This window comes from Sandaracinus amylolyticus (assembly GCF_021631985.1).
GTDB lineage: Bacteria > Myxococcota_A > Polyangia > Polyangiales > Sandaracinaceae > Sandaracinus > Sandaracinus amylolyticus_A.
The window spans coordinates 9,528,250-9,553,123 of sequence record NZ_CP070225.1; the positions used below are offsets into that span (position 1 = coordinate 9,528,250).

A 24,874-nucleotide genomic window follows, 5' to 3' on the forward strand; every position below is an offset into this window, starting at 1 on the left:
GGGAGCGTGAGGGTGTGAGCGTCAGGGTGTCCACTCGATGCGCGCGAGCATCGCTGCGAGCTTCGCTCGCCGGTGCTCGCTCCACTGGCCGATCCACGCGATGCGACCTTCGAGGTGGGCGCGCAGATCGCGATGCGCGGCGAGATCCTCGGCGCGCGGGCCTTCGATCGCGGCGCGATGGAGGATCGCGCGCAGGCGCTCGTACTCCTCGCGCGGGACCGCGGGCTTCTCGTTCACGACCACGCCCGCGAGCGATTGGCGCGCGCCGTGGCGCATCACCCGCGTCTTGTGCGGCGCGACGCGGAACCCCTCCTCGCGTGCGATCTCGGCGATGCGCGCGATCACGCGATCGATCGCGACGTGCGACTGCGGGCGCTCGAACGAGAGCGCGATGTCGTCCGCGTACCTCGTGCATCGCGCGTCGATCGCGCGTGCGAGCCCTTCGACGCGCGCGTCGAGCCGGAACGCCGCGAGGCTCGCGAGCGCGGGCGAGGTCGGTGCGCCCTGCGGCAGGTGCGGCACCCGGAGCCGCGCGCGCACCGCGTGCTCGATGCCGCGCATCTCGCGCGATGGGGTGCGCGTCGTGCACGACGCCGCGAGCGTGCGCGCGACCTCCTCGGGATACCCGGCGCTCCGGAAGATCCCGATCACGCGACCGCGGGTGACGCTCGCGAAGAAGTCCTCGAGGTCGACCCGCACCACCACCGCGCGCCCGACGTGCGGGGCGACGAACGTCGCGACCGAGCGCCCGCGGCGGAAGCCGTGCGCGACGTCGTGCATCGGGATGCGCTCGACGATCTCGCGCAGCACGCGACGCTGGATCGACGCGAGCCGCGACTTGGGCGCTTCGATCAGGCGCGCACCTCCGCTCGGCTTCGGCACCCAGGTGCGCAGGTAGTGGTGCAGCGGTCCGAGCGGGGCGCGCACCAGCATCGCGCGTCGATCGGCGAGCCAGTCGAGCTCGCCGATCTCGACCTCGAGCCAACGCGCGAGATCGCCCACCGTGTCGATGCGCGGCACGTCCCATCGCGTCTCGAGCGGCGCGCCGGGCGTGACCACCCAGCGCACGATCTCCGCGTCGCGGTCGTATCGTGCCAGCGCGCGGCTGTGCGCGATCGTCGTCGTCAGCTCGTCGAGCGAGGCACGCGGGAGCGGATCGAACGTGCGGCGCACCAGCGCGACGAGCCCTCCGAGCCAGGCCCTCGCGCGCGCCTCGTGGGGCACGCGAAGCGCCGCGAGCGCAGCGTCGATCATCGCGCGCCGGCTTCCGTCGGTCCCGAGGAACGCGAGCGCGAGCGCGCGCGACAAGCGCCACGCCCTGCGCCCGGGTGGGAGATCCTCCGGGTCGTCGTCGTCGTCTTCCCAGTCGTCGAACGTCGAGTCGGTCATCGGAGAGGGCGGCGGCGCGCGTCGACGATTCCGGTCCTGCGCGCCGGAGCGGCGCTCGTGGGCGCCCGACTGGCGTGCGACGTCGATGCTGGAGGTACGAAGCGTCCGCGAGGGTGCCTCGCGGAGACCGAGGCGTGCGCCTCGATCGGCTCGACGCGCGCCGCCGCCATCGCGCGCAGCCTACCCGAAGCCGTAGAGTCGCGCGGGGTTGTCGACGAGGATCGCGTCGCGTCGCGCGGCATCGGGCGCCCACTCGCCGAGCAGCTCGAGCAGCGCAGCGATCCGCGGCGTCGGCCCGGTGTGGGCGGTGTGCGGCCAGTCACTGCCCCACACCACGCGATCGGGCCGCGCAGCGACGAGCGCGCGCGCGAACGGGATCGTGTCTTGATGCGGCGGGCCGGTCGCGGACACGCGGTACGCGGCGGAGAGCTTCACCCAGCAGTCGGCATGTCGCAGCAGCGCGAGCATCGCCTGGAACGCGGGGTGCGCGATCCCCGCCGACATCGGGACGTGCCCCAGATGATCGAGCACGAAGGGGACCGGCAGTCGCTCGAGGCGCGGCGCGAGATCCGGCAGCGCACGACGATCGAGGAGCAGCTCGAGGTGCCAGTCGAGCTCGCGACAGCGCGCGGCGATGCGCTCGAGCTCGTCGAGCCTCGGGCCTCCGCCGAACGCCGCGTTGAGCCGCAGCCCGACGATGCCCGCGCGCTTCATCCGCTCGAGCTCGTCATCGGGCGCGCCGGCGTCGACCACCGCGATCCCGCGCAGTCGCTCGCGATGTGCGCCCAGCGCCGCGAGCAGCACGCGGTTGTCGGTCCCGTGCACGCTGATCTGCACCAGCACGCCGCGCGCGATGCCGTGCGCGTCGAGCATCGCGAGGTACTCGGCGACCGAGGCCTCACGAGGCGTGTAGCTCCGCGATGCGATCATCGTCGGCCCGATCACGTGGGCGTGCGCATCACACGCGTGCGCCGGGATCGCGCGATCAGCCGGCACGGAGGATCCGTCCTCTCGTCTCGGGCAGCAGCACGGCGGCCACGATCAGCAGCGCGTACGCGCCCACTGCGAACGCGCCGATCGCGCGGCCGAGCGGCATCGTCGCGCCGAGCACGCCGACCAGCATCGGGAAGAACGCGCCCACGCCGCGCCCGACGCCGTAGGCGAACCCTTGTCCCGTGCCGCGCACCCGCGTCGGAAAGAGCTCGGTCAGGAAGGGCCCGATGCCGCTGAAGTATCCGGAGCCGAAGAACCCGAGGGGAAAGCCGAGCGCCAGCATCGCCCCGTCGTCGAGCTCGACGCTCGTGTACACGAAGACGATCGCGGTGGCGCAGATCGCGAACACGACGAAGAGCCCGCGACGCCCGATGCGATCCGCGAGGTGCGCGCCCGCGAGATAGCCGGTGAACGAGCCTGCGATCACGACCGCGAGCGACGCGCTCGTGTGCAGCGCGCCGAAGCCGCGCTCGGTCTCGAGGTAGGTCGGGAGCCAGGTCGCGATCGCGTAGTAGCCGCCCTGCGCGCCCGTGGTGAGCAGCGACGTCAGGATCGTGATGCGCAGCACCGGTCGCGCGAAGATCTCGCGCACCCGAGGGCGCTCGCCGAGCTCTCGCGTCTCTTCGAACACGCGAGGCTCGGTCACGAAGCGGCGGAGGAAGAAGACCATCACCGCCGGCGCGACCCCCACGACGAAGAGCGCGCGCCATGCGATCTCCGGCTCGAAGATCTGGAACGTCACGGTCTGCGCGACGAGCGCGAGCGCCCAGCCGACCGCCCATCCCGACTGCACCGTTCCGACCGCGCGACCGCGGTGCTCGGGGCGGATCACCTCGCCGATCAGCACGGCGCCCGCGGTCCACTCGCCGCCGAAGCCGAGCCCCATGAGCGTGCGCGCGAGCAGCAGGTGCTCGAAGCGCTGCGCGACGCTGCACACCAGCGTGAAGATCGAGAACCACAGGATCGTGAGCTGCAGCGTGCGCACCCGGCCGATGCGATCGGCGAGCGCGCCCGCGATCCATCCGCCGACCGCCGAGGACACCAGCGTCGCGGTCGCGATCTCGCCCGCTTCGCTCGTCGAGAGGCTCCAGACCGCGAGGATCGTCGGGATCACGAGGCTGTAGATCTGGACGTCCATCGCATCGAGGGCCCAGCCCCAGAAGCACGACCAGAACGTGCGCCGCTCGGGCGGCGACATCCCCGTGAACCACCCGCTCGTCATCGCGACGAGACAGATAGGCTCGGGGAGCGGCTCGGATCAGAACGTGCCGAAGACCGACGCGCCCGCCGCGAACCCACCCGAGTCACTGGGGGCCGCCATCGGCAGGATCGACCACGCGAAGTCGGAGCGCGGCTCGTCGCTGAAGCCCTCGAGGCGCGACGTGCGCGAGGGGATCACGAGCATCGGCACCAGGTAGCCCACCGCGAAGCCGAGCAGGCCGCCGATCACCACGTCGGAGAGGTAGTGACGGTCCGCGACGACGCGCAGCAGACCGGTGACCGTCGCCGCCGCGATCGACCCGCCGCACGACGCGATGTCGTGGCCCACGTCGCCGTAGAGGTTGCGCTCGAGGTGCAGCGCGCACGAGAAGCCCGCGGACGTCGCCGCGAGGCCGGTGTGCAGGCTGTAGAAGCTCTCGTAGATGTCGTGCGACTGGCAGCCCGGCGCGTCCGGGTTCGCGGCGCACTCGCGCTCGTAGGGGCGCGCGCGGTTGGCGAGGCGCTTCACGATGCCGCCCGCGGTCAGCGTGAGACCGAACGCGAGCGAGTGCGCGAGCGAGGCCTGCCACGCGAGATCGAGATCGCCCTGCACCAGCGGCACGAGCAGCGAGTCGACGAGCGCGGTGTACGCGATCGTGCCGAGCATGAGCGCGTCGCTCACGTGGCCGGCGATGCTGATCCCGCGCGGGCTCGACGCGCGCAGCAGATCGCGGAACGGCTCGTCGGCGACGATGCCGCCGCGCCACACGCCGGCCTCGGGCGAGCTCTGCGACGTCGGCGCGACGTAGATGCCGACGCCCGCGCCGAGCGCGGCCGCTGCGAGGCCGCCGGTGATCGGCGCCGCGACACCGTCGATCCGTGTGCGGAGCGGCGCGCGGTGGGGCGGCTCCGGCTGGTCCTGCGCAGCGGCTGGCACCGTGGTGACGCCGAGCGCGCAGAGGATGATCCCCGAGACGAACGCGGTGGCGGTGCTGCTGCGGGTCACGAAGAGAGGAGATTATTACGGGTCTCGGCCCCGCGGTCCTCCCCCGATCGGTCAGGTCGGCCTGATCGGTGGGGGAGTGTGGGCCTTGCGGGGCGAACCGGGCGCCCCAGCGGCGGGCGCTCTGCTGGCGACCGCGACCCGCGCCTAGGTGCCCCGCCGATGGACCGCACCGGCGCGCTCGCGACCCCCGAGCTCCAACCCTTCCTCCCGATGCTCTACGTCGCGTGGGCCGACGATGCGCTCTCGGCCGACGACCTGCGCGTGCTGCGCGCGCGGCTCGAGGCGCAGCCGTGGCTGAAGCCCGCGCTGCGCCTCGCGCTCGAGGAGTGGCTCGACCCCGCGCGACCTCCGAGCGCGACGGAGCTCGCGATGCTGCGGCGCGCCCTCGAGCGTGCGGTCGGCACGATGCGCCCGACGCGTCGCGTCTCGCTCGCCCAGCTCGCGTCGGCGATGGTCGACGGTCACGCGAGCGAGGCGGCGACCCACGCGCTCGCGGAGATCGAGTCGCTGCTCGCGCTCGACGCGGCCCACGCGATCGACGACGTGATCACGCCGTACGAGCACGAGGCGCCGCGGCCCTTCGAGCGCGGACCGCGCCCCGACGTCGCCGCACTCCGCGCCTTGCTCGACGGCCGTCACGCCGGCGTGCGTGCGAAGGTCCGCGCGTTCCTCGCCGAGCCCGCGCGTCGCGCCGCGTACGGCCTGTCGAAGGAGGAGCATCGCGCGATGGTGCGCGGCTGGCTCGACGAGCTCGCGAAGGACGTCGGCATGGGCGCGCTCGCCTCTCCCGGCGTGACCACCGACGCCCCCGATCTCGGCGGCTATCTCGCCGCGTTCGAGACGCTCGCGTACGGCGATCTCTCGCTGCTCATCAAGAACGGCGTGCAGTGGGGGCTCTTCGGCGGATCGATCTTCTTCCTCGGCGACGACGCGCAGCGCGCGAAGTACCTGCCCGACGTCGCGTCGCTGCGCCTGCTCGGCTGCTTCGCGATGAGCGAGGTCGGGCACGGCTCGAACGTCGCCGACCTCGAGACGATCGCGCGCTACGACGCGGAGAGCGACGAGATCGTCGTGCACACGCCGAGCGAGAGCGCGCGCAAGGACTGGGCGGGCAACGCAGCTCGCGATGCGCGGATGGCGACGGTGTTCGCGCAGCTCGAGGTCGCGGGGGAGCGCCACGGCGTGCACGCCGTACTGGTGCCGATCCGCGACGCGAACGGCGCGGAGCTGCCCGGTGTCCGCACCGGCGACTGCGGGCACAAGATGGGCCTCAACGGCGTCGACAACGGCCGCATCTGGTTCGACCACGTCCGGGTGCCGCGCGCGAGCCTGCTCTCGCGGCACGCGCGCATCACCGAGCTCGGCACCTACGAGAGCCCGATCGCGAGCCCCGGCAAGCGCTTCTTCACGATGCTCGGCACGCTGGTCGGCGGGCGCGTGTCGGTCGCGGCGGCCGCGGTGTCGGCGTCGAAGGTGGGCCTCGCGATCGCGATTCGTTATGCCTCGGAGCGCCGTCAATTCGGGCCGACGAAGGAGCCCGAGACGCTGCTGCTCGAGTATCCGACGCACCAGCGCCGACTGCTGATCCCGCTCGCGACGACGTACGCGCTCTCGTTCGCGATCGACGAGCTGCGCGAGTCGTACCTGCACGCGCAGCGCGAGGGCGCGAAGGACACGCGCGAGCTCGAGGCGCACGCGGCGGGGCTCAAGGCGATCGCGACGTGGCACGCGACGAAGACGCTCCAGGCGTGTCGCGAGGCGTGCGGAGGGCAGGGCTATCTGTCGGTGAACCGGCTCGCCGATCTGAAGAGCGACACCGACGTGTTCACGACGTTCGAGGGCGACAACACGGTGCTGCTCCAGCTCGTCGCGCGCGAGCTGCTCGCGAAGTACGCGAAGCGCTTCACCGGAGGGCCGGTCGCGCTGGTGCGCGCGCTCGCGTCGGCCGCGGTGCTCACGATGCGCGAGAAGGCGCCGTTCCGCGCGCATCGCGCCGACGAGGCGAGCCTGCGCGATCCCGAGATGCAGCGCTCGGCGCTCGCGTGGCGCGAGGAGTCGCTGCTGCGCAGCGCGGCGGCGCGCGCGAAGAAGCGCAGCGACGCGGGCATGGACGCGCAGGACGTGTTGATGGAGCTCCAGGAGCACCTCGTCGCGCTCGCGGAGGCGCACGTCGAGCGCCGGGTGATGGACGCGATCGCGGGCGCGGTCGAGCGCGCGGAGGGCGACACGCGCGAGTGGCTCGCGAGGCTGCGCGATCTGCACGCGCTCTCGACGCTCGAAGCGCGCGCCGCGTGGTTCGTGGAGAACGGCGAGCTCGACGGAGGTCAGACCCGCGCGATCCGCAAGCTGGTCCCGAAGATCGCGCGCGAGCTGCGCGACGTCGCGGTCCCGCTGGTCGACGCGTTCGGCATCCCCGACGCCTGTCTCGCGGCACCGATCGCATTCCACGACCCGGCGCACCCCCGTTGGTGATCTCGCCGGAGTGCACGTGCACGTCGTCGGTCACCGCGCGTGAGACGTCGCCTTCAGCGCGGCGTGCAATCGCTCCGCGGCATCGCCCACCTCGGGCCGCCACGCCATCCGCCATCCCCGCCGCAGCGGCCCCGACGCGAGCCGCATCGCGACGAGGTCGCCCCGCCCGAGGTGCGGCCGCGCGATCCACTCCGAGAGCACTGCGATGCCCAGCCCGGCGCGGGTCACGTCGACGATCGCCTCGGTGAGCGGCAGTCGATCGAAGCGCAGCTTCGGTCGTCCGCGGCCGAACACGCGGCGCATGAACCAGCGCCGCTCCTCCGCGGGCGCGAGCCCGGTGATCATCGTGTTCGCGCGCAGATCGTCGGGCGTGAGCGCGCGACGCGCCGCGAGCGGGTGCGTCGCCGCGACGACGAACACGATCTCGTCGCTGAAGAGCGGCTTCTGATCGATGCCGTGCGGCACCTGCGACGTCGTGAGCAGCGCGACGTCGACCTCGCTCGCCTCGAGCGACGCGACCGGCGCGCCGGTGTGCTCGACCGCGAGCGAGACGTCGAGATCGGGCAGCGAGCGACGCAGCGTGGTGAGCGTCGACGGCAGCCAGTGGTACGCCGTGTAGCACTCGCACACGATGCGCACGCGCGAGGGCGGCGCGGCCGGCAGCGCCACGCGACGCTCGAGATCGCCGAGCTCGATCAGCACGCGCGAAGCGCCGCTCACCAGCGCTTCGCCGGCCGCGGTCGGCACCAGGCCTCGCGGCGTCCGCGCGAAGAGCGGCACCCCGAGCCGCTCCTCCGCTGCGAGCAGCGCGCGGCTCACCGCGGGCTGCGTGAGGTGGAGGAGCGACGCCGCCTTCGCGGTCGTTCCCGCTTCCGCGATCGCGATGACGACCCGCAGATCGCGCACGTCGAGGCGCGGCTCGGGCACTCGGTGAGCAATGCGTTCCACGCATCGACTCTACAAGAGCAATGCGTTGGATGCATTGCTCGCCACGGCGGAGAGTGAGTCCTTGCCGGAGTGCTCGTCCCGCAGGTCCCGGACGGGAGCGCGCGAAGCGCGCGGACGGTAGGGACCGGCGGGCGAGCCGATTTTTTCGACAGTCTCTGAACGCACCAGGAGGAAATCGATGGAGCTCTTCTTCTCTCCGCTCGCGTGCTCGATGGCCACCCGCATCACGCTCTACGAGATCGGCGCCGAGGCCCGCTTCGTGCCGGTCGAGCCCCGCACCAAGACGCTGCCCGACGGGAGCGACTACCGCGCGCTGCATCCGCTCGGCCTCGTGCCCGCGCTGCGCACCGACGACGGCGCGCTGCTCACCGAGAACGCATCGATCCTGCAGCACCTCGCCGATCGCCACCCCGAGGCGCGCCTCGCGCCGAGCGATCCCGCGGGGCGCACGGAGCTGCACGAGTGGCTCAGCTTCGTCGGCACCGAGCTGCACAAGACCGTGTTCAATCCGCTGCTCGACACCGCGGCGTCCGATGTGGTGCGCGCCTACGCGATGTCGAAGGCCGAGCCGCGCCTCTCGTTCCTCGCGCAGCACCTCGAGGGCCGCGCGTTCCTCCTCGATGCGTTCAGCGTCGCCGATGCGTACGCGTCGACGGTGCTCGGCTGGGCCCCGGCGACGCCGATCGATCTCGCGAAGTGGCCGGCGCTCGCGGCGTACGTCGCGCGGGTGAGAGAGCGCCCTTCGGTGCAGCGCGCGCTCGCCGACGAGCTGCCTCTCTACCGCGCGTCCCTGCGGTGAGACTGGCTCCGCGTCGCGAGGCGAACGTGCGTAGGCCTTGTGATGGGCATGTGCGGGCACAGATCCACCCTGCCAGGGAGCTGGATGTCGGGGGGCCCGTCACCGTTTTCCCCGTCGGTCGTCGCGCCGGCGGTCCTCGTCGTGGACGACGTGCCGTCGCACGTCGAGCCCTTCGTGGATCGCCTGCGTGGCGTCGGCGCGCGGCCGATCGTCACGGCGACGATCGCGCAGGCCCTCGCGGTGATCGGCAGCTTCCACGTCGACGTCGTCGTCACCTGCGAGGGCGTGCGCGGCGAGGACGCGCTGCGTTTCCTCCGCGCGCTCCGGCAGTCGTCGGATCAGCCGCGCGTGCCGGTGGTGCTGGTGTCGGGGCACGACGCGGACGGTGGGTTCGCGCGCGATGTGCGGGCGCTCGGCGCGCGCTTCGTCTCTGCGCCGGTCGAGCCCGACGCGCTCGTCGACGCGGTGCGCGCGGCGCTGCCGAGCCCGGTCGCGCCGCAGCCCGAGACGTCGCACCCCGAGACGTGGCTCGGGGCATATCGACACACGTCGTCGCCGCCGAGCGCGCCGACCGCGGACGAGTCGCCGATCGAGCGCGAGTGACGCGCTGAAGGCCGTCACCACCTCGGCCATCCACGCTCCGGTGAGGTGCGAGCGCTGCGCACGCAGCGCGATCCCGCGCCTTGAGGCCCACACGCCGCAGCGAGGATCGTGACGGGATGATCGAGAAGCTCGAGCACTGGAAGTCGCCACGCCTGATCGCGGGCGCGAGCATCGGATGCGTGCTGATGGGCGCGCTCGCGTGCGGCAGCGAGCCCACCGCGGTCGTGGTGCCCGAGCCCGGCGCGCCGCCGGCGATCGCAGCCGCGGCCGCTCCGCCGGGCGTGGTGGTCGCGCCGGTCGCGCCGCCGCCGGTGGTCGTCGCGGCGCCGCCCGAGCCCTCGCACGGCGGCACCGTGGTGATGGCGGGTGCGTATCCCGTCGAGGTCGTGCCGCACGAGTCGGGCGAGGTCTACGCGTACGTCGTCGGCGATGCGCCGCCGCCGCCCGATGCGGAGCTCACGGTCGTGGTGCCGGTGACCGGCGGCGTGCGCACGGTCGAGCTCGCGTGGGAGCCGGGCGAGCGGCGCTTCGGAGGTCGCGTGCGTCGCGCGCAGATCGTGCCCGGGCCGGTCGACGTGGTGCTCGTCGTCGGCGGCGCGCGGTGGGTCGGTCACGTCGCGACGTTCGTCGTGTCGCCTGCGGTCGTCGTGGTCGAGACCGCGCCCGCGAGCGTGATCGTCGTCGAGGAGCACTGGCACGGGAAGCACCGCAAGCACCGCGGCCGGGGCCACGGGCGCGGGCACGGTCGCGGTCACGGCGTGCGCGTTCACTTCTGATCGTGGAGCGTGGCGGTCGTGACGCGATCGCGATCGGGCTCGTCGCGCTGACGAGCCTGGTCTCGATCGCCGGTGCGTGCGCGGAGATCGGCGGGTACGCGCTCGGGTGGCCCGGCGCGCCGGTCGAGCTCTTCGCGCTGAGCTTCGAGTCGAACGTGCCGACCTGGTACGCGAGCTCGCTGCTCGTCCTCTCGAGCGCGGCGCTCGTGCTGTGCGCCGAGCGTGCACCTCGCGATCGCGGTGCGTGGCTCGCGCTCGCGGCGATCTTCGCGTTCGCGTCGCTCGACGAGGCGATCGAGATCCACGAGCACCTCGGAGCTCTCGTCGACGGGCGCGGGGTCCTCTACTTCAGCTGGGTGATCCCGGGCGCGATCATCGTGGGGATCCTCGCGCTCGGGTTCGCGCGGTTCCTGCTGCGACTGCCCGCGATCGATCGAAGTCGCTTCGTGCTCGCCGCGGTGATCTTCGTGAGCGGCGCGCTGGGCATGGAGCTGCCGCTCGGTTGGTGGACCGAGCGCGCAGGCGACGACAACCTCGTGTACGGCATGCTCGACTGGGTCGAGGAGACGCTCGAGCTCGCCGGCACCACGACGTTCCTGCTCGCGCTGCGGGCGCGCCTGAGACGCGAGCGCGAGGCATGAGCCGCAAGCCGTGGATCGTCTCGGCGCGCTACGACGTCGCGTTCTTCCTCGCGCCGCCGGTGCTCGCGCTGCTCGCAGGCATCGCGATCTCGGGGACCGATCTGACGCGCGTCGCGCTCGCGATCGGGCCCGGCGATCTCACGGCGTCGGGGCTCTTCATCGGCGTGCTGATCCACGCGCACCTGGTCGCGGTGGTGTTCCGCAGCCACGCGAACCCGACGGTGTTCCGCCGCCATCCGGTGCGCTTCCTGCTGGTGCCCGCTGCGCTGTGGGCCGCGCTGATGTGGTCGGAGTGGATCGCGGTGATCGCGACGATCGTCGCGACGTTCTGGGACGTGTACCACTCGGGCGCGCAGACGTTCGGCTTCGCGCGCATCTACGATCGCAACGCGGGCGCGCCGGCGGATCGCGATCGCGCGCTCGACTTCTGGATGAACCAGCTGCTCTACGCGGGGCCGATCCTCGCGGGCGCGACGCTGATCGATCACGTCGAGGTCTTCGGCGAGCTCGAGGGGTTCGAGGACCCGCTCTCGGTGTTGCTCGCGTCGGTGCCGGCGCACGCGGAGGGACATCGCGGCGTGCTCGCGTGGTGCGTGATCGCGATCGGGACGGTGATGGTGATCGTGTACGTGATCGCGTCGCTGCGCCGAGTGAGACGCGGTGAGCCGATCTCACCGCTCAAGATCGGGCTCGTCGCGTCGACCGGGCTCTGCTCGATCTACACGTGGGGCCTCAACTCGTGGGGCGAGGCGTTCTTCGTGATGAACCTGTTCCACGCGGTGCAGTACCTCGCGCTCGTGTGGTGGTCGGAGCGCGATCACATCGCGGGGATGCTGCGCGTGCCCGGCGCGCGGTCGATCGCGCTGGTGGTGTTCCTGGGATCGACGCTCGCGTACGGCGCGATGGCGGAGCTCTTCGAGCCCGATCTGCACGCGTGGTGGGCGGTGACGATGGTCGTGTCGCTGATGCACTTCTGGTACGACGGATTCGTTTGGTCCGTTCGACGGGACGACGTCTGATCGATCTCGAGATCAGCGCGGCGTCGGCGGGGACGCGGCGTCTGCCGTCTCACTTGGTGAGGCTGAGGAGAGCTCGCGACCGAGACGCGCTCCGCGCGGCTCGGACGCTCGCGGGTCGCAGCGCGCGCCTTCGGCGCCCGACTGCGCGCCTGGTGGCGCGAGATTGGTGCTCGGGTCGGCGCACAGGCGTGAGGTCGAACGTGACGTTTGCGTGTCACGCGCGCGCAATGACGCGGTTGCTCGGAAAATCGTCAGCACGCCCGTGACCCGGTCGGCCGATCGGGATGCTCATTGGCCCGACGAACCGGGGGGATCGCGTTCATGACCGTGCATTCGTTCGCCTTGGTGCAGCGCGCTGCGCGCACCACGCTCGCGCTCAGCAGCGCGCTCCTGCTCGCCGCCTGTGAGAGCGAGCCGCCTCCGACGATGATGGAGCCGCCTTCGCCCGGTGATCTCGCGCTGGCTCCGCCCGATCCTGCCGAGGGGTTCCAGATGGCGCTCGACGCGGTCGCGCAGCCCGGCGAGGAGCTGTGGCTCTGCCAGGTCGGGACGGCGCCGGGGCACGGCGCGGTCGGTCACGTGGTCTCGCGACAGCCCGAGGCCGTGCACCACATGGACATCATGGTCCTCACGCTCACCGGGCTCCGCATCCCCGACGGCGTCTACGACTGTGCCGATCTCTACGCCGATCACCCCGAGCTGATGGAGTCGGGGATCTTCCTCTACGCGGCGCAGCACGCGGAGCAGGAGATCGTGCTCCCCGAGGGGACGGCGGCCGTGCTCCCGCCGCGCCTCAGCGTCATGCACGAGATCCACTTCATCAACACCGGCACCGAGCCGGTCGACGTGTGGTCGCGCGTGAATGCGTACACGGTGCCCTCCGACTCGGTCGAAGAGCGCATCTGGGGATTCACGGTGCGCGATGCGCACTTGAACGTCCCGCCGCGCGCCACCCACACCGAGTGGACTCGCTGCGTGATGAATCGCGACGTCGACGTGATCTTCCTGTCGTCGCACACCCACGAGCTCGGCCAGCGCGTCGAGATCCGCACCTTCGACGGCACGAACGTGGCGGAGGAGCCGGTCTACGTGAACACCGACTGGCACGCACCGCTCCTGTTGCAGCTCGAGACTCCGCTCCACGTCGCCGCGGGCTCGGGATTCGAGTTCCGATGTGAGTACTCGAATCCGAACGCCGAGATGGTCAATTGGGGATTCCGCGCCGCTGACGAGATGTGTCAGATGGCGATGGTCTTCACGCCCCAGGATCTCACCGCCGACTGCGAGGTGGTCGAGACGAGCGACGGAGTGATCGACACGACCGGTGGGGGCACGAACGAGTGACGTCGTGATCTAGTCGCGGCCCGAGAGGCGCTCGAGCGTGCGCTCGAGATCACGGCGCAGGCAGCGGTCGCAGTCCTGGTTGCCGCGTCTTCCGCAGCCGGTGGGCGGAGTCGATGCGATGCGGTGCAGTGCGGGGATCGCGCGGGGGTCGCCGAATGCGCGCATCGCGAGGATCGCTTCGCGGCGGTCGTCGCACTCGACGCCGGTCTCGTACGCGAGCACGGCGCGGACGTAGCTGGGGAGCTCGGCGGCGCGGGGCGCGAGGCGCGCCGCCGATGCGGAGCGCAGTGATGCGTCGGGGTGCGTCTCGAGCACCGTGACGTCCTGCGCGAGATCGGGCGGGATCGGGGTGAGGCCGTACGCGGGTGCGGCGCTCCCGCTCGCGACCTGCGGTGCGCTCGGGATCGGCGTGGGCATGGAGGGCGCGCTCGCCAGGTCGCTCGCGTCGCCCGAGCACGCGACGCGCGTGACGACGCACGAGAGCACCACGAGCGCGAGCACACCGGCGCTCGCGCCGCCGAGCAGCCACGCGAGCGTCTTGGGCAACGCGGGCGAGACGATCGCGGTCGGCGACTGCGGCGACACCGTCGATGCCGGGCTCACGAACGAGGGCGCCACTGCCGTCGGCGCGTGCGCTGCGATGCCCGCGCTGGTGCCGAGCTGCGAGCTCTGCGCGAGCTCGGTGCGCGCGTGCGCGGACGCGGGGATCGCGCTCGAGCGCGCGCCGAGCGCCGCGGGGTCGAGCACGCCACTCGCCGCGAGACCGACCGAGCGAGCGATCGCGCGCAGCGCATCGCGCACCTCGGCGCCGTGGCTCGGGCGCGACGCCTTCGTGCCCGCGAGCATCCGCGCGACGAGCACGTCGAGCTCGGCCGGCACGTCCTGCACCTCGCTCGCGAGCGAGGGCGCGCTCGACGTGAGCTGCGCGCTCACGATCGCACCGAGCTCCTCGCGATCGAAGAGCGCACGGCCCACCGCGAGCTCCCAGAGGATCACGCCGAGCGCGTACACGTCGGCGCGTGCGTCCACCGCTTCGCCGAGCGCCTGCTCCGGCGCCATGTAGCCCGGCGTGCCCATGACCGCGCCCACGCGCGTGAGCGGGCCTGTCTCCTTCGGCGCGTCGGCGACCCGTGCGATCCCGAAGTCGAGCACCCGCGCGTGCAGCGCTCCGTCGCGATCCTCGACGATCACGTTCTCGGGCTTGAGGTCGCGGTGCACGATCCCCGCGGCGTGCGCGACCGCGAGCGCGTCCGCGATCTGCGCGCCGATCGAGAGCGCGAAGCGCCAGTCGCCGCCGCGCTGGCGCATCCACGATCGCAGCCCGCGGCCGCGCGCGAGCTGCATCACGAGGTACGCGCCGCCGTCGGGCAACGCGCCGTAGTCGAGCGCGCTCGCGACGTGCGGATGATCGAGCTTCGCGCTCACCATCGCCTCGCGCGCGAAGCGCTGCGCGAGCTCGGGATCGCCCGCGAGCTCCGGCAGGATCACCTTGAGCGCGACCGGCTTCTGCAGCGCGATCTGCTCCGCCGCGAACACCGCGCCCATGCCGCCCTCGCCGAGCACGCGCTCGATGCGATAGCGACCATCGAGCACGCGCCCGATCCAAGCGGTCGAGTCCATCGGGCTCAACCCGCGACGATGCGCGCGATCGGTCGCGGCACGCGCGAGAGCGCGACCCGCATCTCGCGTGCGTCGGTGAACCGATCCTCGCGGCGCTTCGCCATCGCGCGCTTCACGACCGCCTCGAGCTCGGGGCGCGCGTCGAGCTCGGGCCGCATCGCCCTCAGCGCGGGCACGGGATCGATCGCGTGCGCGCGGAACATGTCGGTGATCTCCTCGGCGACGAAGGGCCAGCTGCCCGTGAGCAGCTCGAAGAGCACGACGCCCGCGCCGTAGACGTCGGTGCGCGCGTCGACGGTCGGACCGAACACCTGCTCGGGCGCCATGTACGCGGGCGTGCCGAGGATCGCGCCGTGCTGCGTGAGCACGCTGCCGCTGCCCCACATCGCGCTCTCGGTGAACTTCGCGAGGCCGAAGTCGAGCAGCTTCGCGAGCGTCGATCCGTCGGGCTGCCGCGCGAGGAACACGTTCTCGGGCTTGATGTCGCGGTGCAGGATCCCGTGCGCGTGCGCGAACGCGAGGCCCGCGAGCATCTGATCGGCGATCGCGATCGCGTGCTCGGGCGCGAGGCGATTGCGCGCGAGCAGCGCCTCGAGCGTGTAGCCCTCGAGCAGCTCCATCACGAGGCACGGCGCGCCCGAGAAATCCGCGAGCTCGAGCACGCCGATCACGTTGGGATGGGTGACCGCGGCGAGCGCAGCGGCCTCGCGCTCGAAGCGACGGCGCGACTCGGGTCGCTCGACCGACTCGGGGTGCATGAGCTTGATCGCGACCGGCACTCCGTCGGCGCGCGTGCCGCGATACACCGCGCCCATCGTGCCGGAGCCGAGCGGCGCGTCGATGCGATACCGGCCCGCGATCCAGCTTCCGATCGCCGGCGCGCTGGCCCCGGTGCTCATGGCTCGACGGGTATACCGCAGCGCGAGGTCCCGCCGCGATGTGGCTGTGTGGAGCACAGCCAGCGAGCCCGCGAGCGCATCGGCGGATAGACTGGCCACGATGCCCGGAGACGCAGCCACGCTCGTGCGCATGACGCGTGCGGAGTACCTCGCAGCCGAGCGTGCCAGCTCCGAGAAGCACATCCTTTGGGACGGAGTGGTGTATGCGATGGCGGGTGCGTCGCTCGCGCACAACGCGATCGTCGCGAACGTCGTGATCGCGCTGGGCACGCGGCTCGATCCGCGCGCATGTCGGCCGTACCCGTCCGACCTCCGCGTGCGGATCCCCGGGACGGAGCGGTACGTGTACCCCGATGCGACCGTGGTCTGCGGTCGAGCGCAGCTGGAAGACGATCATCAGGACGTGCTGCTGAACCCGACGGTCGTGATCGAGGTGCTCTCGGCAGGCACCGAGGCGTTCGACCGCGGCGAGAAGTTCGCCGCGTATCGCACGATCACGAGCATGCAGTCCTTCGTGCTGATCTCGCAGGACCGACACCGCGTCGAGATCTACACGCGCGGTCCGGAAGGCGTGTGGAGCTTTCGCGAGCATCGCGAAGGAGACGTGACGCTCACGCTCGGAAGCGACCGCACGGTCGCGGTGCCCGTCGACGCGCTCTACGCCGGGGTCGACGTCACCGCGACGGGCTGACTCGGCGCATCACGAGCATCACGTACCCGTACTCTCCCCGGGTCGCGCGCCACAGCGCGATCTCGCGGCGCGCGCTCTCGATCGCCGCGTGCATCGTCGGGTCCGAGGCCAGCGCGTCGCAGCGCGCTTCGAGCGGCGCGTAGTACGCGTCCCATGCGCGCTCGGGCAGCACGAGCGTCTCGATCACCTCGAGCCCCGCGCTCTGCGCGCGTCGCGTCGTGCCCTCGACGTTGGTCATGTCGGGGTACGCCTCGGCCCAGAACGCGCGCGCCGTCTCGGACGGGGCGCGCAGCCAGCACAGCTCGCTCACCACCGCGTGCGCGCCCGGTCTCATCACCCGACGCCACGATCGCAGCGCGGCCTCGAAGCCCATCACGTACGCCGCGCCCTCGGACCAGATCAGATCGACGCTCTCGTCCGGGTCGGAGAGCGCGTCCATCGACTCGTTCCGCGTTCGCAGGCTCGGCGGCGCGCCCCGCGCCGCTTCCTCGAGGAAGGGCGGGTGCACGTCGATCGCGATCACCTCCGCGTCGGGCTGCTCCGCCGCGATCATCCGTGCGCTGCGCCCGGTGCCGCACCCGATGTCGAGCACGCGTGCCCGCGGCGGCAGCGGCATCACCCGCCGCAGCGCCGCGCGCGAGGTCTCGTCGTCTCCGGGCGCCAGCAGCGCGAGCCGGTCGTAGAGCCGGAAGAGCGCGTCCATCGTCGCGATCTGCCATGGGACGCACATTCTGAAAATCGTCTGTCGGCTCCGGCCATACTCGTTCGTCTTACGAAAGGACGAGGTGCGATCCCCATGCTCTACGCGATCCTCTGTTACGACTCGGAAGAGCTCGTCGAGGGCTGGCCCAAGGACCAGGACGAGGCCGTCATGAAGCGGCTCGGCGTCGTCCAGGACGAGCTGCGCGCGAAGGGACGCCTCGGTCCGGTCGCTCGCCTGATGCCCACCACCGCGGCGACCTCGCTGCGCAAGGGACGCGAGACGATCGTGATGGACGGGCCCTTCGCCGAGACGAAGGAGCAGCTCCTCGGCTTCTACGTCGTCGAGTGCGAGTCGCTCGAAGAGGCGATCGAGACCGCGAAGAAGCTCGGCGGCGCGAGCGAGGGCCACGGCACCTTCGAGATCCGTCCGCTGCGCTACTTCGCACCGAACGGGAGCACTGTGTCGACCGGGAGCCGCGTGACGTGACGGAGCTCGCGTGGATCGGCACGGCGCTCGGCGCGGCCCGCCCTCAGGTGGTCGCCGCGCTGCTGCGTTACTTCCGAGATCTCGACCTCGCCGAAGAGGCGTATCAGGAAGCGTGCCTCCGCGCGCTCAAGAATTGGCCGCAGAACGGGCCGCCGCGCGATCCCGCGTCGTGGCTGATCTTCGTCGGGCGCAACGCCGCGATGGACGTGGTGCGACGCCGCAAGAAGCAGCGCGAGCTGCCCGACGAGGACGCGATCTCCGACACCGACGACGCCGAGACGTCGCTCGCGGAAGGGCTCGACGGAGCGCACTACCGCGACGACATCCTGCGCCTGCTCTTCATCTGCGTTCACCCCGAGCTCCCTGCGACCCAGCAGATCGCGCTCGCGCTGCGCATCGTGTGCGGCCTCTCGGTGCCCCAGATCGCGCGCGCGTTCCTGGTCAGCGAGAGCGCGATGGAGCAGCGCATCACCCGCGCGAAGGCGCGCATCGCGGACGCGAAGGTGCCCTACGAGACACCGGGCGAGCCCGAGCGCGCGGAGCGCCTCTCGGCGGTCGCGTCGGTGCTGTATCTGATGTTCAACGAGGGCTACTCCGCGCCCGACGGTGCGAGCGCCGATGCCCGCGCGCCGCTCTGCGACGAGGCGATCCGGCTCGCGCGCCTCTTGATGCGACTCTTCCGGCACGAGCCCGAGATCATGGGGCTCACCGCGCTCTTCTTGCTGCAGCACGCGCGCACCGCGGCGCGCTTCGACGGCCACGGCGAGATCGTCCTGCTCGAGGCGCAGGATCGCGGCCTCTGGGATCGCGCGCTGATCGACGAGGGCCTCGCGCTGCTCGACAAGGCGATGCGCCATCGGCGTCCCGACCCCTATCAGGTGCAGGCCGCGATCGCGGCGCTCCACGCACGCGCGGCGCGCGCCGAGGACACCGACTGGGCGCAGATCGATCGGCTCTACGCGACGCTCGAGCGACTGACGCCGTCGCCGGTGATCACGCTGAACCGCGCGGTCGCGGTGTCGAAGACGCGCGGCGCGGCGGACGCGCTCGCGATGCTCGAGCCCCTGGCGCCCAAGCTCTCGGGGTACTTCCACTTCTTCGGCCTCAAGGGGGCGCTGCTCCTGCAGCTCGGTCGCGACGACGAGGCGCGCACCGCGTTCGGCCAGGCGATCGCGCTGGCGCGCACCCCCGCGGAGGCAGCCCACATTCGGATGCACCTCGACCGCCTCCAGTCCGACGCGAAGGTCTGACCCCTTGCCGGAGTGCTCGTCCCGCAGGTCCCGGACCGGAGCGCGCAAAGCACGCGGACGGTAGGGACCGGCGGGCGAGCCGATCTTCGACAGTCTTCGACCTCGAAAAAAAGATCGAAGCGCGTGTCGGGACGGTCAGGGCTCGTTCGTCCTGTGAGCACGAGGAGGCTCCCATGACGATCCGGCAGGTCGATCCCTATCTCTCGTTCGACGGTGATGCCACCGCGGCGATCGCGCTCTACGAGCGCGCGCTCGGTGCCGAGGTCGAGCGCATCATGCGCTACGGCGACGTGAAGGAGTTCGCGTTCGCGCCCGACCACGCGAGCCGCGTGATGCACTGCGTGTTGCGGCTCGGCGCGTCGCGCGTGCTGCTGAGCGACGCACCGCCCGGCATGGAGCTCGCCCCCGCGAGCCGCGTCCACGTGTCGCTCGACTTCGACGATCCCGCGGAGGCGGCCGCGAAGTTCGACGCGCTCGCGGCCGGTGGGCGCGTGCTCTACCCGCTCCACGACACGTTCTTCGGCGCGACGCTCGGCGGCCTCACCGATCGATTCGGCATCTCGTGGACGTTCCACTGCGCGGTCCCGGCGAACAAGGCCTGAGAGGAGAGACGGACATGGAAATGGCCATCACGCAGCAGCAGCCCGTCTCGATCGCGCCGACCAAGGCGCGGCTCTGGGCAGGACGGATCCTCGGCGGCCTCGCGGTCGTGTTCCTGCTCACCGACGGGCTCGTGAAGTTCACCGCGCTCGAGGGCGTCGTCGAGGCGCACGCGCGGCTCGGCATCCCGATGCACCTCGCGCCGGTGATCGGCGCGCTCGAGCTCGCGTGTCTCGCGCTCTATCTGGTGCCGCGCACGTCGCTGATCGGTGCGCTGATGTTCACCGGATATCTCGGCGGCGCGGTCGCGATCCACGTGCGCAGCGGGACGCCGTTCTGGTTCCCCCTGGTGATCGCCGCGATGCTCTGGGGCTCGCTCGCCCTGCGTGACTCGCGTGTGATCGCGCTGCTGCGAGGGAAGTGAGATGCGCTCCTCGATCGCGCTCGTTCCCTCGGCGCTGCGCAGCACGCGCGCGGTGCTCGCCGGCGCCCTCGTCGTCGCGGTGGTGTCGACCGCGATCGACATGGCGCTCCACGCGACCGGCATCTATCCGCCCTTCGGAGAGCCGATGTCGGAGTCGCTCTTCGTGCTCGCGCTCGGGTATCGAATCGTGGTGAGCGTCGCAGGCGGATGGCTCACCGCGCGCCTCGCCCCGTCGCGACCGATGACGCACGTGCACGTGCTCGGCGCGATCGGCCTCTTCGCGGGTGCCATCGGTGCGATCGCGACGTGGGACGCGGGCCCGGAGTTCGGCCCGAAATGGTACGCAATCGCGGTCGCGGCGACGTCGCTGCCGAGCGTGTGGATGGGCGGACGGCTGCGCGCGAAGCGGGCGTGAATGCGATCTGCGCTCTCGAGCGTCAGCGCGAGCGCGCGTCGCAATCAGAGCGTCGGGATGCTCTCCGCGAAGCTCCGGTGCGCGACCGGCCCGTGCGCGAAGAGCGCGTCGAGCATCGCGCAGCGGTCGGGCTCTTCTTGCGCGCTACATGCGAGCCACTCGCTGCGCAGCAGGTCGAGCTCCACGAGATCGGTGTCGCGCGGCCGGAGCGCGCGCGACACGAACGCGTCGGTGAAGTCGATCGTCTCGTCGCGCACCTCGCCGCTGTGGCACCCGCCGCACGTCGTGCCGCTCTCGTAGCGCACGCGCTCGTAGGGCGCGGCGGGCGAGACCGGCGTCTCGATCGGCAGGTGCAGCTCGGCCTTGCGGCTCCGCGTCTCCTCGACGAATTCGGCGAGCTCGAGCAGCGGCGCGCCCTCTCCGTCGGGCACGACCGAGAGCACCACGTCGCCGATGAACAGGAAGATGCGCGGGCTGCGCTCGCCGAACGCCGGCTGCGCGCTCACCCGGCTGAGCGTCGCCTCCACGTAGAGCGGCCGATCGAGCGCCTCGAGGAAGCACGGGATCGTGACCGGCGAGGGCAGCGCGTTGATCAGCGTGACGACCTCGTCGATCGTCCGGGGCGATCCGCTCACACCCTCGGGCGGCGTGCAGCGCCTGCTCGTCGATCCATCGCTCTGGGTCGACGCATCACTCGTCGCCCGAGGCGGCGCCGTCGAACAGCCCACCAGCACGATTATCAGGAGCGCGAGCGACCCACGAGCCATCGAGGCGCGATCGTGCCGAGAGTCACCCACGTTTCAAGCGCACCTCACGGCACACCCGCGCCCCGGACGAATCCCGATCACGACACCGGCGGCGTCGGCGGCAGCGGCTCGTCGCCGTCGTCGTCGACCGGCGTCTCGGGCTCGGTGCTCGCGCGCGTCGACGCGCGGTACGCATCGAGCGGGCTCACCGCGCGGCGGAACCGCGCGACCGACGTCTCGTCGTCCTCGTCGAGCTCTGCGACCAGCACGCGGCTGTACCCGGCGATCGACTTCATCGCGCGCGCGATGGCGTCCTGCACCGCTGTCGTGCTCGGCATCTCCGGCGTCGACCGACCGAGCCCCAGCGCCTCGCCGAGGCTGGCGTGGGTGATCCGCACGCCATCCAGGAACGGCGCGCCCGCGATCGTGATCACGTCGCGCTCGACCACGCCGCTCATCTTCGCGAGGCGCGTCTCGCCCTCGAAGAACGCGGTGTCGTAGTTGCCCGCGACGAACGCGAGCCCGCTCGGGAAGATCGCCTCGAGCACCTCCGCCGCACGCGGCGCGAGCGGATAGACGTCGGGCGCGAGCTTGGTGCCGGCGTCATGCAGCGCGCTCCACGCGCGAGCGTGCGCGATGCCGAAGGGGCGAGTGCGCGCCGGCTCGCCGAGTCGCGCTCGTGGATGACGACGCGCAGCGATTCGCCATCGCTGCGCATCTGCCGGAGCGCGCGGTGCAGCAGCTGCGAGGGATCGGCGGGTGCGTGCTTGAGAGGCGGCGCACCAGCAGCACGCCGGAAGGCCCGTCGAAGCGGGGGAGTGGACACCCGCCTCGCCGATCGCTACCGCGGCACTCGCCGTCGACGGCGCGACGCCTTGAACCCTGTCGGAAACGGTTTGAACTCGCTTCGTGAGTCCGGTGCGACTGTGGTCTGCGCCTCGCGCAACCGACGAATGTTCATCTCAGCCGTAACGAAGAAATCATGAACTCCGCCTTTGATGCGCACCACGTCGCGCCGGAACTCCTCGCGAAATGGTGCCCGAATTCGGCTGTCGCCGTACTCTCGATTGTTTGCCTGAACGATAAATGCGTGGAGGTCGTGCGCACTCGACTCAACTAGAGCGTTGAACGTGTTGACGTCAGGATTCCACTCTGGAATGAAGAGCGCGTCTACACTTCCTTGAAAACGTGCCCGGTTTTTAATGCTCGCGAGATCGCTGCAGATCAGGACCCCAAAAGCCACGTCGCCGTGCTCGTAGACCGGACGCGCCGCCTCCAACTGGCGCGACCCGACTTTCAGCACGCCCCGACCGGTGAGTCGCCGCACTTCATCTTCCTCATGCCACGCTGGATGGATCTTCGGCTGCTCGAATGCGACCGCCACTCGGAAGCCGCCCGCATCGGACACGAGAGAGACGAGGGCATCATTCCTCGAGCCCCTGTTCGTGCGCTTGTGCTCGAGACCAGCGATCAATGAGATGCCAGCGTTTGCCAACTTAGTCGCGACGGGTGCGGCCCAGTCCCGCGGTAGCGAGCATTCCGGTAGCGCTACGTAGTGCGGTCGTGCCGTGTCGGAAGTGATGAGTCCGTTCAGCAGGCGCATCAGCGAACTGTATCGCTCCAAACTATGGTCCGGAACACCGAGAACCGCGTTGACGAACTGCTGCTCGCTCGTACGCAAATTCACGACGCTCACCCGAACCAGCGCATGCCGTTCGCCGGTGACACGGATCGTCATATGACCATCGTTGTCGGTTTCGACGAACGGGAAGCTCGCGCCGCGAAGCCACGTTCCGCGGATCGCATTTACGAATCGATACATGTCGCCGAATCGGTCCGAACTTGGGCGAAGTGCGGACGAGATCTCGGGGATGCTGGGGCGACGTGTTGAGAAGACAACATGGTTCAGGCTCGGAAGCGGTCGCTTCGCCTCGTCCGCATACGTGGCGATGTCGCCCGCCGCGAACACGTTCGGGTAGACACCCGTTTCGGCGCTCTCCACTGTCTCGGCCGCGATGTCACCGCGGATCCAGGCGCGGTAGTATGGAATCAGACCCCAGTCGACGTCCTTCAGCGCACGACTCTCGGCGGTGACCCACGCCGTCGATTTTCCGTTGTGCGCGTGTGTGCACCCAAAAACGTCGCACACCCGCGAAACCAGTGCTGCGATGCGAATCTCGTGCGCTGTGTCGCTCTGGGCGCCGAGGATCCGCTCGCGGACGCGGCTACCCAGGTTCGCCCAGCAACTTCTCGCCTGCACCGTGCGACCCTGCGCAGTAGTCTCCTCGAGTGTTTCGAGAACGTCGCGTACACGGTCGATTGTCGCGTCAGCCTCCGACCAGTCGGCGCACCGAGTCATGATTGCAAAGAGATCGGGGATGTAGTTCGCATACTCGAAGAGACCACGCGGCGTGATGAGGTGCCGCTGGGCCAATCCGTAGAACTCCCGTCGTCTTTCCACCCAAACGTCGGGGTGTAGGTCGCGGACGTGCGAACGAACGTCATTGAGTAGTAGTCGGAAACCAGCGCGCCGGAGAGTGACCGCGTCGGCCTTGCGGAGCGCGTCCGACTCGAGCGTCGCATCGGAACTGGAGACCAGCGCGTCAGCTGCCATCTCCGACTCGCTTGGGGGCAGTACTGGAAGTCGTCGGTGCCGACTCGAGAGGCGACGAATCGACTCCTCGATCGGTTTTAGCAGATCGAGACCGGCGGTTCCGGAGAGCTGAAATACGCGCTGCTTCTTCCCTTTGAATTCGAGTCTCGAGTTTTTTGCGTACGGGAGCTCGACCTCGATGCCGCCGTCTGGACCTGCTTTCGCCGTGACCACCATACCGGCTCGTCTCGTTCCGTAGAGTCGGAGTCGCGCGGCGATCCACTCTAGGACTTCATCCCCGTTGCCGAACAGCTTCGATGGCCGGATGACCAGGAACACGTCATCAACGTATCGTCCGTAGTAGATGGGCAGCAACTCCTGCGCGACAGCAATGTCGAACTCGGCGAGCAGACAGTTGGCGATAACGCTCGACGCACTGAGTCCGACGGGCAATCCGCGGCTATGCGGTTCACGTTCGTCCGAGCGAGACCGCCAGAGATTGATCGCTTTTACTAACTTCTGCGTGAACGCGCGATCACCCGCTGACAATCGAATATCGAGCGCGCTCAGATAGCTTTCTTCGAGTAGGAATCGGGCGTCGACCTCGTGGTAGAATCGATGAAGGTCCATCGTAATGGCGACGATGTCGTGGCCCCGCTCGAGTTCACGACGCATTTCGAAAAGGCCGTTTCGGCGCCAGTTCCCATACCCGATGACGTATGGATCGAAAAGCCCGTACGCGCGCTCGTTGACACCATCGTGCGAGCCGTCTTGGCCGCGCCGCCTACGGATCCTGTTTCCGTATACGTGCTTTCTACTCAGCACACCATCGTAGTGCACGCCGACCTTCATGACCCACAGCGCTGACACGATCATGAAATCGACGGTAGCGTCGATTACTGGTCTGAACGTCGCCTTCGCCCTGTGGCCGTCGGGATTGGACCTCCTCCACTGACGCAGACCATCACTGTCGTAGAACTGCACGGCAGTCGTCGACTCGTCTTTGTCTCCTCTGTCGAGCGACTTCGGCACGTATGTGATCGCGCCGAGGAAATCTGGATCCGTATGCCAGTCTGCCGTCCGACTCCGGAGTCGCGCGCTGAGTCCTGTGAGATTGCGCTCAAGATTCCGCTCGTAGGCAGCGAACTTCGCTCCGTGAGCGGTGTTTGCGTCGAAGTAGGCCTCCTGTTTCGCTTTTCGGTAGGCGATCATCAGATCGTCCATGCTGAACAGGAGTTTGCTCATGAGTTCCTCACG

At 70.4% G+C, this 24,874-nt stretch carries 24 protein-coding genes; 13 read left to right on the plus strand and 11 right to left on the minus strand.

Features of this window, described 5'->3' with window-relative positions; genetic code table 11:
• Positions 1-21: 21 nt before the first annotated feature.
• The 4 genes from I5071_RS40560 to I5071_RS40575 form a co-directional block, all read right to left on the minus strand.
• The gene (locus I5071_RS40560; protein WP_236518758.1) at positions 22-1,389 is read right to left on the minus strand and encodes a reverse transcriptase family protein; all 1,368 of its coding nucleotides are present in this window, start codon (positions 1,387-1,389) and stop codon (positions 22-24) included.
• Between the two features lie 180 nt (positions 1,390-1,569).
• Entirely contained in the window at positions 1,570-2,385 is an 816-nt protein-coding gene (locus tag I5071_RS40565) for an amidohydrolase family protein (protein WP_236518759.1), read from the minus strand.
• On the minus strand, positions 2,375-3,604 hold the full coding sequence (locus I5071_RS40570) for an MFS transporter (protein WP_236518760.1): 1,230 nt from the start codon (positions 3,602-3,604) through the stop codon (positions 2,375-2,377). Before I5071_RS40570 ends, I5071_RS40565 begins: the two co-directional genes overlap by 11 nt.
• Positions 3,605-3,640: 36 nt before the next feature.
• On the minus strand, positions 3,641-4,588 hold the full coding sequence (locus tag I5071_RS40575; RefSeq protein ID WP_236518761.1) for a phosphatase PAP2 family protein: 948 nt from the start codon (positions 4,586-4,588) through the stop codon (positions 3,641-3,643).
• 159 nt (positions 4,589-4,747) lie between these two features.
• Here I5071_RS40575 and I5071_RS40580 point away from each other — a divergent pair, with 159 nt between their 5' ends.
• Positions 4,748-7,060 carry an acyl-CoA dehydrogenase gene (locus tag I5071_RS40580; RefSeq protein WP_236518762.1) on the plus strand — a complete coding sequence of 771 codons (2,313 nt, stop codon included), beginning with the start codon at positions 4,748-4,750 and terminating at the stop codon, positions 7,058-7,060.
• 30 nt (positions 7,061-7,090) lie between these two features.
• Here I5071_RS40580 and I5071_RS40585 read toward each other — a convergent pair whose 3' ends face one another.
• Positions 7,091-8,008, minus strand: a complete 918-nt coding sequence (locus I5071_RS40585) for a LysR family transcriptional regulator (protein WP_236518763.1) — start codon at positions 8,006-8,008, stop codon at positions 7,091-7,093.
• Between the two features lie 178 nt (positions 8,009-8,186).
• On the opposite strand from I5071_RS40585, the gene I5071_RS40590 reads away from it, so the two are divergent.
• The 6 genes from I5071_RS40590 to I5071_RS40615 all read left to right on the plus strand — a co-directional run bounded on the left by I5071_RS40590 (position 8,187) and on the right by I5071_RS40615 (position 13,190).
• On the plus strand, positions 8,187-8,807 hold the full coding sequence (locus I5071_RS40590) for a glutathione S-transferase N-terminal domain-containing protein (RefSeq protein WP_236518764.1): 621 nt from the start codon (positions 8,187-8,189) through the stop codon (positions 8,805-8,807).
• 141 nt (positions 8,808-8,948) lie between these two features.
• The gene (locus tag I5071_RS40595; protein WP_236518765.1) at positions 8,949-9,410 is read left to right on the plus strand and encodes a hypothetical protein; all 462 of its coding nucleotides are present in this window, start codon (positions 8,949-8,951) and stop codon (positions 9,408-9,410) included.
• 116 nt (positions 9,411-9,526) lie between these two features.
• A complete protein-coding gene (locus I5071_RS40600) occupies positions 9,527-10,186 on the plus strand; it encodes a hypothetical protein (RefSeq protein ID WP_236518766.1) in 660 nt (219 codons plus the stop codon).
• 2 nt (positions 10,187-10,188) lie between these two features.
• The gene (locus I5071_RS40605; RefSeq protein WP_236518767.1) at positions 10,189-10,827 is read left to right on the plus strand and encodes a hypothetical protein; all 639 of its coding nucleotides are present in this window, start codon (positions 10,189-10,191) and stop codon (positions 10,825-10,827) included.
• Positions 10,824-11,846, plus strand: a complete 1,023-nt coding sequence (locus I5071_RS40610; RefSeq protein WP_236518768.1) for a hypothetical protein — start codon at positions 10,824-10,826, stop codon at positions 11,844-11,846. The genes I5071_RS40605 and I5071_RS40610 overlap by 4 nt, the downstream gene beginning before the upstream one ends.
• Positions 11,847-12,167: 321 nt before the next feature.
• Positions 12,168-13,190 (plus strand): hypothetical protein, encoded by a 1,023-nt coding sequence (locus I5071_RS40615; protein WP_236518769.1) that lies wholly within the window; start codon positions 12,168-12,170, stop codon positions 13,188-13,190.
• A gap of 9 nt (positions 13,191-13,199) precedes the next feature.
• On the opposite strand, the gene I5071_RS40620 is transcribed toward I5071_RS40615, so the two are convergent.
• The gene (locus tag I5071_RS40620) at positions 13,200-14,810 is read right to left on the minus strand and encodes a serine/threonine-protein kinase (RefSeq protein WP_236518770.1); all 1,611 of its coding nucleotides are present in this window, start codon (positions 14,808-14,810) and stop codon (positions 13,200-13,202) included.
• A 5-nt stretch (positions 14,811-14,815) separates the two neighbouring features.
• Complete coding sequence (locus tag I5071_RS40625) at positions 14,816-15,709, minus strand: serine/threonine-protein kinase (RefSeq protein WP_236518771.1); 894 nt, start codon at positions 15,707-15,709, stop codon at positions 14,816-14,818.
• A 40-nt stretch (positions 15,710-15,749) separates the two neighbouring features.
• Here I5071_RS40625 and I5071_RS40630 point away from each other — a divergent pair, with 40 nt between their 5' ends.
• Entirely contained in the window at positions 15,750-16,400 is a 651-nt protein-coding gene (locus I5071_RS40630) for a Uma2 family endonuclease (protein ID WP_236518772.1), read from the plus strand.
• On the opposite strand, the gene I5071_RS40635 is transcribed toward I5071_RS40630, so the two are convergent.
• Complete coding sequence (locus I5071_RS40635) at positions 16,384-17,130, minus strand: class I SAM-dependent methyltransferase (RefSeq protein ID WP_236518773.1); 747 nt, start codon at positions 17,128-17,130, stop codon at positions 16,384-16,386. The genes I5071_RS40630 and I5071_RS40635 overlap by 17 nt on opposite strands.
• A 66-nt stretch (positions 17,131-17,196) precedes the next feature.
• Here I5071_RS40635 and I5071_RS40640 point away from each other — a divergent pair, with 66 nt between their 5' ends.
• The 5 genes from I5071_RS40640 to I5071_RS40660 all read left to right on the plus strand — a co-directional run bounded on the left by I5071_RS40640 (position 17,197) and on the right by I5071_RS40660 (position 20,278).
• Complete coding sequence (locus I5071_RS40640; protein WP_236518774.1) at positions 17,197-17,589, plus strand: YciI family protein; 393 nt, start codon at positions 17,197-17,199, stop codon at positions 17,587-17,589.
• Positions 17,586-18,839: an RNA polymerase sigma factor gene (locus I5071_RS40645; protein ID WP_236518775.1), complete on the plus strand. Its 1,254-nt coding sequence runs from the start codon at positions 17,586-17,588 to the stop codon at positions 18,837-18,839. Before I5071_RS40640 ends, I5071_RS40645 begins: the two co-directional genes overlap by 4 nt.
• 173 nt (positions 18,840-19,012) lie before the next feature.
• Positions 19,013-19,441, plus strand: a complete 429-nt coding sequence (locus I5071_RS40650) for a VOC family protein (RefSeq protein WP_236518776.1) — start codon at positions 19,013-19,015, stop codon at positions 19,439-19,441.
• 14 nt (positions 19,442-19,455) lie between these two features.
• Entirely contained in the window at positions 19,456-19,863 is a 408-nt protein-coding gene (locus I5071_RS40655; protein WP_236518777.1) for a DoxX family protein, read from the plus strand.
• A gap of 1 nt (position 19,864) precedes the next feature.
• Positions 19,865-20,278 (plus strand): hypothetical protein, encoded by a 414-nt coding sequence (locus I5071_RS40660; protein ID WP_236518778.1) that lies wholly within the window; start codon positions 19,865-19,867, stop codon positions 20,276-20,278.
• 44 nt (positions 20,279-20,322) lie between these two features.
• On the opposite strand, the gene I5071_RS40665 is transcribed toward I5071_RS40660, so the two are convergent.
• The 3 genes from I5071_RS40665 to I5071_RS40675 form a co-directional block, all read right to left on the minus strand.
• The gene (locus I5071_RS40665) at positions 20,323-21,006 is read right to left on the minus strand and encodes a hypothetical protein (RefSeq protein ID WP_236518779.1); all 684 of its coding nucleotides are present in this window, start codon (positions 21,004-21,006) and stop codon (positions 20,323-20,325) included.
• A gap of 116 nt (positions 21,007-21,122) precedes the next feature.
• Complete coding sequence (locus tag I5071_RS40670; RefSeq protein ID WP_236518780.1) at positions 21,123-21,572, minus strand: hypothetical protein; 450 nt, start codon at positions 21,570-21,572, stop codon at positions 21,123-21,125.
• A 293-nt stretch (positions 21,573-21,865) separates the two neighbouring features.
• On the minus strand, positions 21,866-24,862 hold the full coding sequence (locus I5071_RS40675) for a reverse transcriptase domain-containing protein (protein WP_236518781.1): 2,997 nt from the start codon (positions 24,860-24,862) through the stop codon (positions 21,866-21,868).
• Between the last annotated feature and the right edge of the window lie 12 nt (positions 24,863-24,874).